The sequence below is a fragment of the Aquimarina sp. Aq78 genome, assembly GCF_900299525.1.
Lineage (GTDB): Bacteria > Bacteroidota > Bacteroidia > Flavobacteriales > Flavobacteriaceae > Aquimarina.
In genome coordinates this window covers 33,112-48,733 of the sequence record NZ_OMKA01000001.1, presented here as the reverse complement: position 1 = coordinate 48,733, position 15,622 = coordinate 33,112, and the positions used below count along the sequence as shown (strand labels likewise).

General features: G+C 33.1%; 14 protein-coding genes. 9 read left to right on the top strand and 5 right to left on the bottom strand.

Annotated elements, in window-relative coordinates:
• Window positions 1-43 precede the first annotated feature (43 nt).
• On the top strand, window positions 44-2,488 hold the full coding sequence (locus DG435_RS00215) for a TonB-dependent receptor domain-containing protein (protein WP_106794127.1): 2,445 nt from the start codon (window positions 44-46) through the stop codon (window positions 2,486-2,488).
• A gap of 71 nt (window positions 2,489-2,559) precedes the next feature.
• On the opposite strand, the gene DG435_RS25800 is transcribed toward DG435_RS00215, so the two are convergent.
• Window positions 2,560-2,736 (bottom strand): hypothetical protein, encoded by a 177-nt coding sequence (locus DG435_RS25800; protein WP_167549785.1) that lies wholly within the window; start codon window positions 2,734-2,736, stop codon window positions 2,560-2,562.
• A gap of 188 nt (window positions 2,737-2,924) precedes the next feature.
• Here DG435_RS25800 and fumC point away from each other — a divergent pair, with 188 nt between their 5' ends.
• From fumC to DG435_RS00200, 3 genes are all read left to right on the top strand, one after another.
• The gene (fumC, locus tag DG435_RS00210) at window positions 2,925-4,322 is read left to right on the top strand and encodes a class II fumarate hydratase (RefSeq protein ID WP_106794128.1); all 1,398 of its coding nucleotides are present in this window, start codon (window positions 2,925-2,927) and stop codon (window positions 4,320-4,322) included.
• Window positions 4,323-4,534: 212 nt separating this feature from the next.
• The gene (locus DG435_RS00205) at window positions 4,535-4,954 is read left to right on the top strand and encodes a DUF2147 domain-containing protein (protein ID WP_106794129.1); all 420 of its coding nucleotides are present in this window, start codon (window positions 4,535-4,537) and stop codon (window positions 4,952-4,954) included.
• Window positions 4,955-5,172: 218 nt separating this feature from the next.
• A complete protein-coding gene (locus DG435_RS00200; protein WP_024769579.1) occupies window positions 5,173-5,715 on the top strand; it encodes an SRPBCC family protein in 543 nt (180 codons plus the stop codon).
• 93 nt (window positions 5,716-5,808) lie between these two features.
• Here the strand turns inward: DG435_RS00200 and DG435_RS00195 are convergent, their stop codons facing one another.
• Window positions 5,809-7,092: a cystathionine gamma-synthase family protein gene (locus DG435_RS00195; protein ID WP_106794130.1), complete on the bottom strand. Its 1,284-nt coding sequence runs from the start codon at window positions 7,090-7,092 to the stop codon at window positions 5,809-5,811.
• Between the two features lie 239 nt (window positions 7,093-7,331).
• On the opposite strand from DG435_RS00195, the gene DG435_RS00190 reads away from it, so the two are divergent.
• A complete protein-coding gene (locus tag DG435_RS00190) occupies window positions 7,332-7,787 on the top strand; it encodes an Lrp/AsnC family transcriptional regulator (RefSeq protein ID WP_106794131.1) in 456 nt (151 codons plus the stop codon).
• Between the two features lie 80 nt (window positions 7,788-7,867).
• The gene (locus tag DG435_RS00185; protein WP_106794132.1) at window positions 7,868-8,596 is read left to right on the top strand and encodes an SDR family oxidoreductase; all 729 of its coding nucleotides are present in this window, start codon (window positions 7,868-7,870) and stop codon (window positions 8,594-8,596) included.
• Between the two features lie 2 nt (window positions 8,597-8,598).
• Here DG435_RS00185 and holA read toward each other — a convergent pair whose 3' ends face one another.
• Complete coding sequence (gene holA, locus DG435_RS00180) at window positions 8,599-9,603, bottom strand: DNA polymerase III subunit delta (protein WP_106794133.1); 1,005 nt, start codon at window positions 9,601-9,603, stop codon at window positions 8,599-8,601.
• Window positions 9,604-9,629: 26 nt separating this feature from the next.
• Between holA and DG435_RS00175 the strand changes: the two genes are divergently transcribed.
• The 3 genes from DG435_RS00175 (at window position 9,630) to DG435_RS00165 (ending at window position 12,173) form a co-directional block, all read left to right on the top strand.
• Window positions 9,630-10,073 carry a type I restriction enzyme HsdR N-terminal domain-containing protein gene (locus tag DG435_RS00175; protein ID WP_106794134.1) on the top strand — a complete coding sequence of 148 codons (444 nt, stop codon included), beginning with the start codon at window positions 9,630-9,632 and terminating at the stop codon, window positions 10,071-10,073.
• Between the two features lie 148 nt (window positions 10,074-10,221).
• The gene (locus tag DG435_RS00170) at window positions 10,222-11,214 is read left to right on the top strand and encodes a glycosyltransferase family 2 protein (protein WP_106794135.1); all 993 of its coding nucleotides are present in this window, start codon (window positions 10,222-10,224) and stop codon (window positions 11,212-11,214) included.
• A 98-nt stretch (window positions 11,215-11,312) separates the two neighbouring features.
• Window positions 11,313-12,173, top strand: a complete 861-nt coding sequence (locus DG435_RS00165) for a flagellar motor protein MotB (protein WP_101449285.1) — start codon at window positions 11,313-11,315, stop codon at window positions 12,171-12,173.
• 83 nt (window positions 12,174-12,256) lie between these two features.
• Here DG435_RS00165 and DG435_RS00160 read toward each other — a convergent pair whose 3' ends face one another.
• The gene (locus DG435_RS00160; RefSeq protein ID WP_106794136.1) at window positions 12,257-13,408 is read right to left on the bottom strand and encodes an NAD(P)/FAD-dependent oxidoreductase; all 1,152 of its coding nucleotides are present in this window, start codon (window positions 13,406-13,408) and stop codon (window positions 12,257-12,259) included.
• Entirely contained in the window at window positions 13,408-15,513 is a 2,106-nt protein-coding gene (locus DG435_RS00155; protein WP_159025702.1) for a LodA/GoxA family CTQ-dependent oxidase, read from the bottom strand. Before DG435_RS00155 ends, DG435_RS00160 begins: the two co-directional genes overlap by 1 nt.
• Window positions 15,514-15,622 lie beyond the last annotated feature (109 nt).

Here is a 15,622-nt window from a genome sequence, read left to right as displayed (position 1 = left end):
TATCTGCTTCGATACTTTTGGCCAGAATTATTCAATTTTTAAAATGAAGAAATTTTTATTCTTATTATTTTCGGCATCAACACTTATGCTATCAGCCCAAAATAGAAACTTTTCAAAAGGACCTGTAAATATTACTGGTTTAATCCTAGATCAAGATACCAACAAACCCCTCGAATATGCTACGATAGCTTTTTTTAGTCCCAGGTTACAGAAAATTGTTACTGGTGGTATTACCGACAAAAACGGAAAATTTAATATCGAAGTAGATGCCGGAGTATATAACATAAGTGTAGAGTTTATTTCATTTAAAACAAAAAACCTTCCCAAACAAAAGTTATTCAAAAACACAAACTTAGGTACGATTACTCTCGGGCTGGATACCGAAACACTAGATGATGTAGTGGTCATAGCAGAAAAAACGACTGTCGAAATTAAGCTAGATAAAAAGATTTATAATGTAGGTAAAGACCTCACAGTAAGTGGCGGTACAGTAAGCGATGTATTGGATAACGTACCTTCTGTCTCTGTAGATGTCGAAGGCAATGTTGCGCTTCGTGGTAACGATAATGTAAGAATCCTTATTAACGGGAAACCATCAGGTTTAGTTGGTTTAAATAGTACCGATGCATTAAGACAATTACCTGCCGAATCTATAGAAAGAGTCGAAGTAATCACATCGCCTTCTGCTCGTTATGATGCAGAAGGAACTGCAGGGATTTTAAATATTATTCTAAGACGAAGCAAATTACAAGGCATGAACGGAGCCATTACAATTAATGGTGGTTACCCCCTATCCGCCGGTATTTCGGGAAACCTAAATTATCGATCCGGGGATTTTAACTTTTTTACAACTTCTGGGTATAACTATAGAGAAGTCCCTGGGAATTCTTTTTCCCAAACTCAATACCTTTTTAGTGGCCTACCAAACTCTTTTTTAAGAGAAGAACGTGATTTTGACAGGATACGTAAAGGATTGAATTCTAATATCGGAGTCGAATGGTATATCAATGAGACTTCATCTGTTACTACATCTTTTTTATACAGATCTAGTGATAAAGAAAGTAATACAACAAATAAAATAACAGAGTTAAATTCTAATGGAGATATTTTAAGTCAAAATATTCGTTTTGATCCAGAAATTGAAGATGATATTACGAAACAATACTCTCTTAATTATACAAAAGATTTTAATACCAGTGGTCATAAACTAACTTTCGATTTTCAGATAGAAGACAGCAATGAAGATGAGCGATCAAAAATTACTCAAGAAAATATAACCGCTGTAGAGCTTGTAAAGACAATAGAAGAACAAAATCGTATTCTGTTGCAAGCCGATTATGTGTTACCTATTGGCGAAAACACTCAATTCGAATTAGGATATAGAGGTAATTTTAATGACCTGGATACTGATTATCTGGTACAGTTAGAAGATAACGGAATCATAGCTACAAATTCTGATTTGTCCAACACCTTATTATATAAAGAACAAGTAAATGCCGGGTACACACAATTAGGAAGCAAGTGGGGAAAATTATCTTATTTATTAGGACTTAGAATGGAAAGTACACGAATTACTATCGACCAGCAAACTAGTAATGATTTAAGTAAAAAGAATTATACCGATATATTTCCGACAATTAATCTGGGGTATGAAATCTCTGAAAAACAAAGTTTAACTCTTGGATATAACCGTAGAATACGCAGGCCTAGATCCAGGTTTATTAATCCTTTTCCTTCTAGATCCAGTATTACTAACTTATTTCAGGGAAACCCAGATCTTGACCCAAGTTATTCTAATGCATTTGATTTAGGGTATCTTAATAGAATGGGGAAACTTACTTTAAATACATCTATATATTATAATCATTCTACACAGATATTCACTTTTATTTCTGAAGATACAGGTGACACAGCTATTATTGGAGCAGATGCAAATAATCCTGGTACAGAAGTCCCTGTTATTAGAAGAACACCAATAAATCTTACCAGCTCTGATCGGTATGGTTTTGAGTTTACACTTACTTACAATCCAAGTAGAAAATGGAGAGTAAATGGTAATTTTAATGCATTTCAGAATAGTGTTAGAGGAGAGAATAATGGAGAAAATCTTGATGCAGATAATTTTAGTTGGTTTGCAAGGCTTAATAATAAGGTTACACTACCGGCAAAAATAGACTGGCAAACCAGTCTTTTTTATAGAGGACCTAGTGAAAATGCACAAACAAAAAGTGATGGTATCTTTAGTATGAATTTTGCATTCAGCAAAGATCTTTTTAAAGAAAAGGCTTCGCTTACTTTTAACGTTAGTGATGTATTTAACTCTCGAAAACGAACAAGCACCTCTACTACTACTACGTTTATTTCGGATAATGAATTTCAGTGGAGGGAACGTAGTTTTAATCTATCCTTCACCTATAGATTTAATCAGAAAAAGAAAAGGCAACGTTCTCAAAGAGGAATTAATGGTGATGAAGAATTTGAAGGATAATAAAAATGATGTTAGCAAAACAAAAAAAGGAAGTCAAAATGACTTCCTTTTTTTATATATGTTATAAACTGTTATGCTTCTTCTTTCGCTTTTCGTTTAGCTTCTCTTCTTAATTTAAAGTTCTCGATGTTAGCTCCTATAATCCAATAAGGAACAACAAAAGTTAATAAAAAGATCATTAACCAAAATCCAATGGTAAGGATAGTTAAAAACGCTAAAAAACCAAGGTACTGATCGAATTCAAACATAATAATATTCTAATTTTCAAATTTTGTCAAAGATAATAACTCTTGTTTATATGTCATAGCAGAAATATGATTTATTTTTAAATCTCTTTTGATCTTAATTTATATGCTAAAAAGTAGCTGCTTTATTCAGAAGTAGTGAGGCAAATGCTTAAATTTGCACTCTTAAAAAAAACAAATCATCTTACCAAATGGAATATAGAATAGAGAAGGATACGATGGGCGAGGTAAAAGTACCTGCTGATAAGCTTTGGGGAGCACAAACAGAACGTTCCAGAAATAATTTTAAAATTGGTGCATCAGCATCTATGCCATTAGAAATTGTATATGGTTTTGCATACTTAAAAAAAGCTGCAGCATATACAAATTGCGAATTAGGAGCATTACCGATAGAGAAAAGAGATCTTATTTCGCAAGTATGCGATGAAATACTAGAAGGAAAACACGATAACCAATTTCCTTTGGTAATCTGGCAAACCGGTTCTGGTACTCAAAGTAATATGAATGTAAATGAGGTGGTTGCAAATAGAGCGCACCAATTAGCCGGTAAAACAATTGGTGAAGGAGAGAAAACATTACAACCAAATGATGATGTTAATAAATCTCAATCATCAAATGATACCTTTCCGACAGGAATGCATATTGCAGCTTATAAAAAAATAGTTGAAGTAACTATTCCGGGGGTAACTCAATTAAGAGATACTCTTAAGAAAAAATCCGAAGAATTTAAAAATGTAGTAAAAATTGGTCGTACCCACTTTATGGATGCTACACCACTTACTATCGGGCAAGAGTTATCTGGTTATGTCTCTCAATTGGATCATGGAATTAAGGCTTTAGAAAACACCTTACCTCATATGGCAGAATTAGCTTTAGGAGGAACTGCTGTAGGAACTGGGTTAAATACTCCAAAAGGGTATGCCAAACGGGTTTCAGAATTTATAGCACAATTTACCAGCTTACCATTCATCACAGCAGAGAACAAATTTGAAGCGTTGGCTGCACATGACGCTTTTGTAGAGAGTCATGGTGCTTTAAAACAATTGGCAGTTTCACTAAATAAAATAGGAAATGATATTCGTATGCTGGCTTCTGGACCAAGAAGTGGGATTGGTGAATTAATTATTCCTGCTAATGAACCAGGAAGTTCTATTATGCCTGGCAAAGTAAACCCCACACAGTGTGAAGCATTAACTATGGTATGTGCACAAGTTATGGGTAATGATGTAGCTATTAATGTTGGAGGAATGCAAGGACATTTTGAATTGAATGTATTTAAGCCTGTAATGGCTTCAAACTTGCTTCAAAGTGCTCAACTAATTGGGGATGCCTGTGTTTCTTTTGATGAGCATTGTGCCCAGGGAATTGAACCCAATCAAAAGAGAATTACCGAATTATTAAATAATTCATTGATGCTGGTAACCGCTTTAAATACCAAAATTGGGTATTATAAAGCTGCCGAAATAGCCAACACTGCTCATAAAAACGGTACGACACTTAAGCATGAAGCTGTAGCTTTAGGATATGTAACCGAAGAACAATTTGATGAATGGGTAAAACCCGAAGATATGGTGGGAGTTTTAAAATAGATTCTTTTTCCTGGTGTTATACCAACTAAAAAATTAAAATTATAATCAAGAAAACCGTTATTTACTCTAATAACGGTTTTTTTACATCTATAAGGTCTGGGATAAGCCTATAAGAATCTTTTCAACACCACTTTAAGTTTTTATTATCCTGAAAATAAACCGTTTATAATTTTTTTAGGAATTAATCTAATTTAATTGTTAAGTTTACAATAATGAAATTTATCATATTCTTAGCTCTACCTCTACTTTTTCTATCTTCTTCTGTAAGTTCTGATACCTATATCGGAAAATGGAAAATTAAAGGAGGTTCTATTATTGAAATCTATAGGGATGGAGATTATTTTTATGGAAAAATTGATAAAAGAGCAGAACGCCCACTATCCAATCTTAATGGTTTGGACAACAAGAACCCTCTTAAAGAACTTCAGGGTCGCCCTTTACTTGGAATGAATATTTTAGAAAATTTAAGTTATAAAGATGGAGAATTATCAGGGGGCACTATTTATAATGCAGATAGTGGTAAAAGCTATATTGTAAAAGTCTGGATTAATAGTGATAATACTGATCTTTGCTTTATTAGGGCGTATAAAAGTTTTTTATTTAAAACGTTTGAAGCCAGAAGAGTAAAATAACTAATACTCAAACATTGCATCTCTTTTATTCGCTATCAAAGCTCTGGTTAAATTAACTCTTAATCAACCTCTAATATAGCTAACCCATACATATTCATAAAAAACTTTTAAATTTGTATACATCCCCATTTCTGAAATAGCAAACTATGAATCTAACCTTTGTTGTTAAGAGTATTATATATTGAATCTAATTTTAACTATAAATAAACAACAATAACATGAAAATCTTAAAGAAAATTGGAATTGTACTGATTGCACTTATTGCTATTATCCTCATAGCGGCAATCTTTGTTTCTAAAGAAGTAGTTTATGAAAAATCAATTAGTATAGATGCTCCTATTGAGACCGTATGGGAAAATGTAAATAGTCTAACCGATTTAGACAAATGGAGTCCATGGAATGACTATGACCCAAATATGAAAAAAGATTTTACAGGCACAGATGGGGCCATTGGTGCAAAAGCCAGTTGGGACAGTGATGTAAAAGAAGTAGGAAAGGGTAGTCAAACCATAGCCAAAATCGAAGCACCTAATCTTTTTGAAACCGATCTCAAATTTTATGAACCCTATGAAAGTGAAGCCAAAGGATACATTAAAGTACTGAAGGAAAACAATACTACAAAAGTAACCTGGGGTTTTCAAAGCGAGATGCCTTATCCTATGAATCTTATGAATCTATTTACTAATATGGAAGAAATGATGGGTAAAGATTGGGATAAAGGCCTATCAACACTCAAAAATATTTGTGAAAACAAAGGGTAAAATATCTTATCGATAAATAGCATAGAGAGTTTAACAACAAAAAGCACAGTGAGAAATTAGCTGTGCTTTTTATACTCTCTAAAATTATGATTCTTATACTTTTTCTAATTCTAATTCAGAATCAATTTTTACCTGTTCTAATGCCTGTTCTAAATCCCAGATCAAATCCTTAGAGTGCTCTACTCCTATTGATAACCTTACTAATTGATCTGTAATATTCATTTGTTGTCTTTGCTCTTCATCTACACCTGCATGTGTCATTGTTTTAGGATGTTCTGCCAAACTTTCTGTACCACCCAGGCTTACTGCAAGTTTCATTAGTTTAAGATTATTAAGGAATATAAATGCTTCTTCTTCTCCTCCAATGATATCAAAAGATACCATTGCTCCGGGAGCAGAGCATTGTTTTTGAAATGTTTTATACCCTTCTGTTTCTTCTTCTAATAATCCTAAATAGTATACGTTTTCAATCTTAGGATGATTATTCAAATAATCAGCAATGATCTGAGCATTTTTTGTTTGCTGATCCATTCTTACTTTTAAAGTTTCTAAACTCCTAAGTAGTAACCATGCTGTATGTGGACTTACCATGTTTCCCAGGAAAGTACGCAGTGTTTTTACTCTTAACATTAGTTCTGCATTTCCCAAAACTGCTCCTGCAATGAGATCACTATGTCCTCCTATATATTTTGTAGCAGAATACAGCACCAAATCTGCTCCACACTGTAAAGGGTGTTGCCATAATGGCCCCATATATGTATTATCTACAGCCACCAAAGCTTTTCTGTCATTAGTACTAAATTGTTTTGCAATCTGGCTATATTTTTCGATATCAACGATGTCATTGGTTGGGTTAGCAGGAGTCTCGAGATAAATCATTGCTAACCGATCTGCTTTTCCAGAATCTTTGATCATTTGAAGTACTTCATCTATACTTTGGTTCGGCATTACTCCTATCGTGTGTACCCCAATTTTATCTAAAAAATGATGGATAAAATGATCCGTCCCTCCATATAAAGGATTACTATATACTAGTAAATCTCCAGGCTTAAGAAATTCTAACAATACTGTACTTATTGCAGACATTCCACTTTCAAAAACTGCACAATCATCCGCTTTATCCCATAAACAAAGACGATTTTCTAAGATTTCCAGGTTGGGATTATTAATTCTACTATAAATAAGACCAAGCTCTTCTTTTGGAGATTTCTCCCTCAAACCATAAGCTAATTCAAAAAAAGCTTTTCCTTCTTCTGCTGTTTTAAAAACAAAGGTTGATGTTTGAAAAATTGGGCATTTTATAGCTCCTTCTGATAATTCTGGTTTATAACCATGAGTCATCATTAAGCTCTCTGGGTTAAAATCGTGTTTCTTCATCTATTTATTTTATTCTTTTTCTTAATAGTAGAGCTAATGCTAATGTAGATCGCATGTTTGCCTTTACTTTCTTAAATTGAATTGATTTCTAAATACTCATTCCAATCCATAAAATTACATCTAAAAGAATTAAAAACCTTATTTAGCCTTATTTTAAGAAAAAATAATATTCATTTTTAAATCAAAAAGAATTTTATTCTATATTTGATGCGTTATCAGGCTTTATAAAGAAAATTATTATGGATAAAACAGATCGGTCAATATTATTGTTATTACAAAAAGATGGTAAAATCACAATTAAAGAAATTGCGGAAAGATTAAATCTAACTACCACTCCGATTTTTGAACGTGTAAAGAAACTAGAACGTGAAGGATATATAAAATCATATAAAGCCATATTAGATCGTAAAAAAACAGGATTACAACTAATGGTGTTTTGCAATGTTACTTTAAATCTTCATCAAACCGATTATTTAAAAAAATTTGAAAAAGATATCCAGCAATTCCCTGAAGTTGTAGAATGTTATCATGTAGCGGGCATGTTTGATTACTTAATTAAAATCTATGCAGAAGATATGGAACGTTATCAAGATTTTCTATCCAACAAATTAGCTTCTTTAGAAAATATTTCTAAAGTGCAAAGTTCTTTTGTGATGACTGAAGTAAAAGATTTCTCATATCTGCCAATTCCTTAAAAAAATATATTTCGGCTTAACAAAAGATTTAGAATACATACTGTACTTTTGATATTCAACTAAAGAAAATTGCACAGATTATGAATATTAAAAATGCGAAAGTATTGATCACAGGTGGTAATTCTGGGATAGGAAAAGCTACTGCTAGACTTTTAAAAGAAAAAGGAGCTCAGGTAATCATTTCTGGAAGAAATGAAACTACATTACAGGAAACTGCAAAAGCACTAAATATAGAATATATTAAGACCGATGTAACCGAAGAAAGTCAAGTTCAGAATATGGTACAGGAAGCCAAAAACAAAATGAATGGACTTAATGTATTGATCAATAATGCCGGTTATGGATATATCTCAAAACTTATTGATATCGAAGCCGATAAATTTATCGATCAATTTAAAACCAATATCCTTGGTGCTACACTATGTGCTAAGGAGTCGGCAAAGCATTTTGTTGCTCAAGAATACGGCAATATTATCAATATTGGATCTACATCTTCATTAAAAGGCTCGCCAACAGCTTCGCCATATGTTGCTACCAAATTTGCATTGCGAGGTATGACAGAAAGTTGGAGAAACGAGTTACGCCCTCATAACATTAGAGTTATGCAAGTGAATCCAAGTGAAGTAATGACCAGTTTTTCTGACAACAGAATAGATAATAATTCTAAAACAAAACAATACACCGAAGCAGAACAGCAAACCAAACTTAGAGGAGAAGAAATTGCCCATACTATTAGTAGTCTTTTAGAAATGGACGATAGAGGATTTATTACCGAGGCCACAGTTTTTGCTACAAATCCCAAGGTATAAAGCTATCTCATTATTTTTACCAGAAGCTCTTTAAGGATATCGCCTTGCGGAAGATTTGTTGCCCCTACTCCTTTACTTTTTACATCGGCATCTCTTAGGTAGGCAATAATCCCGCTTACTTTTTTCATAGGATAATTATGAGCTGCTTCTGAGTAATCTTTTACAAAATATGGATTGATTTTTAATGCACTGGCAACGTTGCGTTGTGATTTATCACTCAAGCCATGATATTGTAATACCTGAGAAAAAAAGCTATAGAGTAAAGAAATGGTAACCACCAACGGGTTGTCTTTGGGGTTTTGCGCAAAATAATTAATAATAAGATGTGCTTTAACCCCATTTCTGGTTCCGATGGCCTTGCGAAGTTCAAAATTATTAAACTCCTTGCTAATCCCAATATTCTCTTCAATTTGATCAGCGGTAATCTGAGTTCCTGAAGGAATAATTAGTTTTAGCTTTTCTAACTCATTATTTATTTTACTAAGATCTGTACCTAAAAACTCTACCAGCATCTGAGACGCTTTGGGTTCAATAGTATATTTAGCCCCTCCAAGAACCCTTCTTATCCAATCGGCAACCTGGTTTTCATACAGTTTTTTACTTTCAAAAATGACTCCATTCTTCGCAACTATTTTATAAAGCTTTTTTCTTTTGTCTATCTTTTTATATTTATAACACATCACCAAAACAGTAGAAGGTTGTGGGTTTTCTACATAATCTGCTAGTTTTTCAATCGTTCTGGATAATTCTTGGGCTTCTTTAACAATAACAACCTGTCTCTCTGCCATCATCGGAAAACGTTTTGCGTTAGCCACAATATCTTCTATACTTACATCACGACCATACAAGACCATTTGATTAAATCCTTTTTCTTCTTCTGCCAGTATATTCTTATCAATAAATTGAGAAATCCTATCTATATAATATGGTTCTTCCCCCATAAGAAAATAGACAGGTTTAATATTTCCTTTTTTTATATCACTTACGATTTGTTTTACTTCATCCATTCAGAAAAAATCATCAAATTTGTGTTATGCAAAAGCTTAACTTTCCAGAGTATCGGTTCAGGTTCAAAAATAGCGAAAATAAAGTTTCTATTTTTGACAGAATTCGTAAAAAATTCATCATCCTTACTCCAGAGGAATGGGTACGACAACATACCGTTCATTATCTGATTGAAGAAAAGAAATACCCAGAAAGCTTAATTAATGTAGAAAAACTAATACAACTCAATGGACTTAACAAACGCTATGACATTATTATATTTAATCCAGACGGTAGTATTTTTCTTATTGTAGAATGTAAATCTGCTCGTGTAAAAATAACACAGGAAGTATTTGACCAGATTGCGAGATACAATCTTGCTTTAGATTCAGAATACTTAATGATCTCTAATGGTCTTGATCATTATTATTGTCAAATGAACTATACCGATAAGCAATATACATTTTTAAAAGATATACCAGATTACAAATAGCTATTTCCTTCCTAGCATAAGATACTACGGTTTTTTACTCAAAGTTTTAATATTTCATATTCAAAACCAGATATGATATCAATTCAATAGCGTTACTTTATTCTTTTTTATTTGAATTTATCTCAATTATTCCTTTTACTTTGCAGATGTGAATATCGCAGTCGTCATATTAAATTGGAATGGAAGATCATTATTAGAGCAATTTTTACCTTCGGTGATCAAAAATTCTAAGGGAGCTATTGTTTATCTTGCTGATAATGCTTCTACAGACGATTCTGTTGCTTTTGTAACAACTACTTTTCCTGAAGTTAGAATTATTCAAAACAAAATCAATGGGGGTTATGCTAAAGGATACAATGATGCATTATCAAAAATTGATGCCGATATTTTTTGTCTTCTAAACAGTGATGTTGAAGTTACTAAAGATTGGTTGGTTCCTATTCTTAAAACATTTCAATCCCATACTGAAGTTGCTGCTATACAACCCAAAATCCTTGATTACAAAAAGAAAACTCATTTTGAATATGCCGGAGCTGCCGGGGGCTACATCGATAAACTGGGATATCCATATTGTCGGGGTAGAATATTTGACTCTCTTGAAGAAGATAATGGGCAGTATGATGACGCTACTACTATATTCTGGGCTAGCGGAGCATGCTTATTTATAAGAAAACAGGTATTTGAAGAAGTTGGGAAACTGGATGAAGATTTTTTTGCTCACCAGGAGGAGATTGATCTTTGTTGGCGTATCCACAGTATTGGTCATACGATAATGTATGAAGGTTCGTCAACGATTTATCATTTAGGAGGAGCAACTTTGGGTTCTATGAACCCCAGGAAAACATTTTTAAATTTTAGAAACAGCTTATATCTCCTGATCAAAAATGTGCCCGGAAGTAAAGTCTGGTTTTTGATTTTTATAAGAATGATTCTTGATGGGCTTGCTGCAATCAGATTTATTACACAAGGTAAATTCTCTCATTTTTTCGCTATTTTCAAGGCACATATTAGTTTCTATGCTAATTTTAACACTTTTAATAAAAAACGTAAAAAACTTTCAAAAACGGGGAAATATTATTCTCTTTTTTCCGTTGTATGGCAGTATTTTATTTTGAAACGTAAACATTTTGATCAATTATAAGGAGATATAATAAATTATTGTTAATGACCTAGCATTACGTCACATTTTTAATAATTTTGAGTTATATAACCAGAATAAGACTAAAAACAAATTTTCTAATGAAAAAAGCAATGATTATTGGGGCCTCTCTAGCAATTCTACTATCTTCCTGTGTTTCGCAGAAGAAGTTTTCAGAATTAGAAGCCAAAAACAAAGAAACTGAAGATCTATTAAATACAGCTACAGTTAAATTAAATAGCTGCCTTGAAGAAAAAGCGAGTTCATCTTCGCAACTTAAAGTTCTTCAAGATCAAGTATCTAATCTTAAAAATCAGAACTCTGCTCTATTAAATAATGTAGGTAATTTAGCCACTCTTTCTACTAAGGAAGCAGAGAATCTAGAAAAATCTCTAGAAAGTATTAAAGAAAAAGATTTGCAAATAAGAACAATGCAGGATGCTATTACCAAAAAGGATTCTGTAACCTTGGCACTTGTAACCAGTCTTAAAGGAGCCTTAGGAAATCTTGCCGATGAAGATATCGAGATTAATGTAGAAAAAGGAGTAGTATATGTTTCTATTTCTGATAAATTACTTTTTAAGAGCGGTAGCTATAATGTCTCTGCAAGAGCTCGTGAAGTATTAGGTAAAGTTGCAAAAGTTGTTAATGACAAACCAGATATCGAATTCCTAGTAGAAGGACATACTGATAATGTACCTATTAAAAACAAAGTACTTTTGGATAACTGGGATCTAAGTGTAAAACGTGCTACTTCTGTAGTAAGAGTATTACAAAATGATTTTAAAGTAGATCCAAAACGTATGACTGCGGCAGGAAGAAGTTACTATATACCAGTTACTGATAATAATTCTGCAGCAAACAAAGCAAAAAACAGACGTACAAGAATCGTTGTATTACCAAAACTTGATCAGTTTTATAATATGATTGAAGACGGTATGAAAAAAGCTTCAGGAAAATAATAAAAGAATATTTTTCTATTCATATAAAAAGGGAGATCATTTTGATCTCCCTTTTTTGTTTTACCAAGCAGTATACTCTTTCATTAATTTAAAATAATTCCCGTGCCATTCTGTCTGGGAAAATCGTGAGTATTGTCTTTACCCTCTTCCTCTTCTGATTTAAAAAATTTCTTCCAAAAAGAAGATTCCTTCCACCTGGATTCTGATCTGTATAATTCATTTTTCACCATATAATAACTATCAAAAATAGAAAACAATGTTTTGGAGTACGTCACAAACCCTTTTCTATCGCCTGTTAATATATAGGATTCGATAGCATCTGAAGCTTCTCTTACCGTATATATCGCATTAGCAATGCCATGAGAAGAAAGAGGATCAAAAGATAAAGCTGCATCACCAACTGCTAGCCAATTTTCTCCTGATAAATAATTGGCTATAGAAGAATTTGCATCCGATCCTATAATTTTCACTTCAGATTGTTCTACCAGAAAATCTTTTAACAAAGTCGTTTTAGATAAAACCGATTGCCAATCAGAATAATCTCTCAATTTTAACTGAACAAGGTTTTCTCTATTTGTAAAAATCGATAGAACATTAGTTTTTTCATCTAAACCAGAAACAATACCCCACCCGTCTTCAAAAGATTCTACAAATACATCGTATGTTAATTTTGGATGTTCTATTCTTGGCAAGTGACAACTAAAAGATATTAAGTTATCATATAATCGAATAGGGATATTTAATTTCTTAAGAATAGCACGATTTCTTCCTGTTGCATCAATAATCATCTTTGCCGTAATGATTTCTTTTTGATGATTATTTTCTACCTCTACAACAACTTCTTCTTTAGAAATTACCATATTCGACATTTTTTCATAGCTCATCACATTCTCAATACACAGCTGTTCGAGATCGTCTACTATAGCTTGTTTATCAATTTTCAACCCATTTTTATACGACAATTGAGAGAAAAAATTATTATTCAATATTCTTGTATTTCCCCACATTGAATGGTAACCATATGTTTTCCTGATCGCATTTTTTTCAAATATCTTTATGAGATCAAGAGAGTGTAACAAAGGCATTGAAGAAGGAGGTAATGTCTCTGCTAAGGCAAAGTGTTTCTTCTTGCTTTTACGATCCAAAACCAGATGTTGTATTCCTTTTCTCTTCAAAAGAAGTGACAACACTAATCCTGCAATACCTTTTCCTACAATAATAACATCTGTATTCATTATTTTTTATCAGCTTCTTTTCCGCTATAAGAAACATATACCGTTTTAGGCATTCCTTCTATATCTATATCTAACTTTCTACCGGTAACTATTCCTATTTTATCCCATTGATATACCATATTAATAAGTCCGTTAAGATACCCACCTTCTGCATGATACCCAATAAATCCTGTATCTGCAGTATGAAGCCAAGCTAAGCGGTTTGCATAAATATTACGTTTAGTATCCTCCAAAATATTGGGATCAAGAAGCTTTTGGTAGCTTTCCTGAGGAAACACATGTACAGGTAAATTAGCTGCCCACCAGGATGGAATAGGATATTGTTTCTCTACAAAAACTACCTGGCAACTTCCTGCATCTGATTGCCAGGGAATCCCCATCCATTTAGTAAGATCGCCCGGTGTAAGTTTCCATAACCAATTTTTCTCATTTTTGGGATTCATAGATTCACGAATATCTTCAGAATTCATCTGAAATCCAAAATCATTATAAAATATATCGTTTTGCTCTTTGCTAGTGGCAGCATTAAGGCGAACTTCTCTTAATCCATAAAATCCATACTTAAAAGCACCTTCGGTTATCCATTTATATATCATACTATTTTCAGCATAAATAAGATTATGCCTCATAGGCCAAGTTAATTCTACTCCTGGATGAAAACCACCACCATATAACGTTTCTAGTACAGCTCTGGTCATTAGTAATGGCTTTTTAGATTTATCTTTGGCAGCTTCAAAAAATTGATTTTGATAAAATGCCCCCATTTCATCTATAGTCTGAAAATCAAAATCAGGTGGTGTTTCGAACTTTCCATCCTTCCAATTCTCCAATTGTTCATACAACATCGGCGGGATAGCGAACCATTGGGCCGGGCTTCCTGGATAATCAATAGCATCTCCAGGATAATAAGGAAGTTTTAATTCATCGGTCCCGCTACCACGATTAACAACATCAGTTTTATCTTTACTTGGTATTATAGGTTCGTTATTATAATGATATGAAGGATCTCTAAAAAGATCAAATATTTGTTGTCTCACAGCATCTGCTTCTTCTTTTGGTTCTTTTTTATAGATGTATTTAAATTTTCCATCTGCCATAAGTTTATCGATCGTTTCTTTAAATGATGGAGAAAGGAAATCTCCTAGATTAACCCATTGCATCCTATACAGACGATAAAATATTGGAAATACCAAACTTAACTCGGGAGCATAGCTCTCATTAGCTGCTCCTGCTATTAAATCAAACATTGTAGATATTGGTTGGATCTGCGGTGCATAATCTGGCGGTGCAGTGGCTATCCAGGCAGAAGATAATGCATCATCTAAATGATACGTATCTCCACTATTTTTAGAAACGATAGATGCCGTAACTCTTCCATCACAAATATCATCATACCAATTAGAGTTATCTGCAAAATCGTTATTAAGGTCTGATGGGTTTAGGGATGCCGAAATACCATCTGCTCCATAAAAAATCAACGTCCCTTCATCATACTCAATAGTACCAAGATCAACAGATTTAGAAGAAGTATTCATACTAGCTGCTAATTTACTAACACCCCCATTACTATTAGAAGGGAATTTTCCGCGAATTATCTCACGTTGATCGGTAGCGTCTACTTTTGTCTTTCCCGGGTGATTAACCAGTTCTTTACGATAATCATATCCTCCTTCTACCCTCATGGATTGGTTTAGCACATTAGGATTTCTTCGTTTTGCTCCAATCCCTGGTGCCAATTTATTTTTTGCGAAATTTGGAGATAAATTTTGATTTTCTGATAAAACAGAGAGATCCAGGCTATTATTAAAATCATACCAAAACGGCTTCTTATTTGCTACTTCTACCGTCCATTCGATATCATAATCATTAGCATCTATTTGCTTAACAGGTACACCATTGTCATCACATTCATAAATATAAAATCGCTGAGCCTGCTTTTTTAAAGCTCCTTCTTCGGTAAGATAATGTTGATCCGTATCAAATAAATTAGCCCAAGGAATCTCTGGACTAAAAATAACCTGATCCTTTGTAGCGGGACCATTTCCTAATCGGGCAATGCCTATAGAAGGATAAATTCTGAATTTAGGTAGTTTCCTGACACTCATTTTATTGGTTTTAAGTTTTCTTAAAGTTAATAAAAATCCTACGGCATTACACACGTATTTATACGTGGTTTTATACCAAAATCAAGTTTAAATCACTATAAAAACTGGC

What these genes read in the sequence shown, in the direction of transcription:
- DG435_RS00215 (WP_106794127.1), top strand. Translation starts at nt 44, where the DNA reads ATGAAGAAATTTTTATTCTTATTATTTTCGGCATCAACACTTATGCTA.
- DG435_RS25800 (WP_167549785.1), bottom strand. Translation starts at nt 2,736, where the DNA reads ATGTTTGAATTCGATCAGTACCTTGGTTTTTTAGCGTTTTTAACTATC.
- fumC (WP_106794128.1), top strand. Translation starts at nt 2,925, where the DNA reads ATGGAATATAGAATAGAGAAGGATACGATGGGCGAGGTAAAAGTACCT.
- DG435_RS00205 (WP_106794129.1), top strand. Translation starts at nt 4,535, where the DNA reads ATGAAATTTATCATATTCTTAGCTCTACCTCTACTTTTTCTATCTTCT.
- DG435_RS00200 (WP_024769579.1), top strand. Translation starts at nt 5,173, where the DNA reads ATGAAAATCTTAAAGAAAATTGGAATTGTACTGATTGCACTTATTGCT.
- DG435_RS00195 (WP_106794130.1), bottom strand. Translation starts at nt 7,092, where the DNA reads ATGAAGAAACACGATTTTAACCCAGAGAGCTTAATGATGACTCATGGT.
- DG435_RS00190 (WP_106794131.1), top strand. Translation starts at nt 7,332, where the DNA reads ATGGATAAAACAGATCGGTCAATATTATTGTTATTACAAAAAGATGGT.
- DG435_RS00185 (WP_106794132.1), top strand. Translation starts at nt 7,868, where the DNA reads ATGAATATTAAAAATGCGAAAGTATTGATCACAGGTGGTAATTCTGGG.
- holA (WP_106794133.1), bottom strand. Translation starts at nt 9,603, where the DNA reads ATGGATGAAGTAAAACAAATCGTAAGTGATATAAAAAAAGGAAATATT.
- DG435_RS00175 (WP_106794134.1), top strand. Translation starts at nt 9,630, where the DNA reads ATGCAAAAGCTTAACTTTCCAGAGTATCGGTTCAGGTTCAAAAATAGC.
- DG435_RS00165 (WP_101449285.1), top strand. Translation starts at nt 11,313, where the DNA reads ATGAAAAAAGCAATGATTATTGGGGCCTCTCTAGCAATTCTACTATCT.
- DG435_RS00160 (WP_106794136.1), bottom strand. Translation starts at nt 13,408, where the DNA reads ATGAATACAGATGTTATTATTGTAGGAAAAGGTATTGCAGGATTAGTG.
- DG435_RS00155 (WP_159025702.1), bottom strand. Translation starts at nt 15,513, where the DNA reads ATGAGTGTCAGGAAACTACCTAAATTCAGAATTTATCCTTCTATAGGC.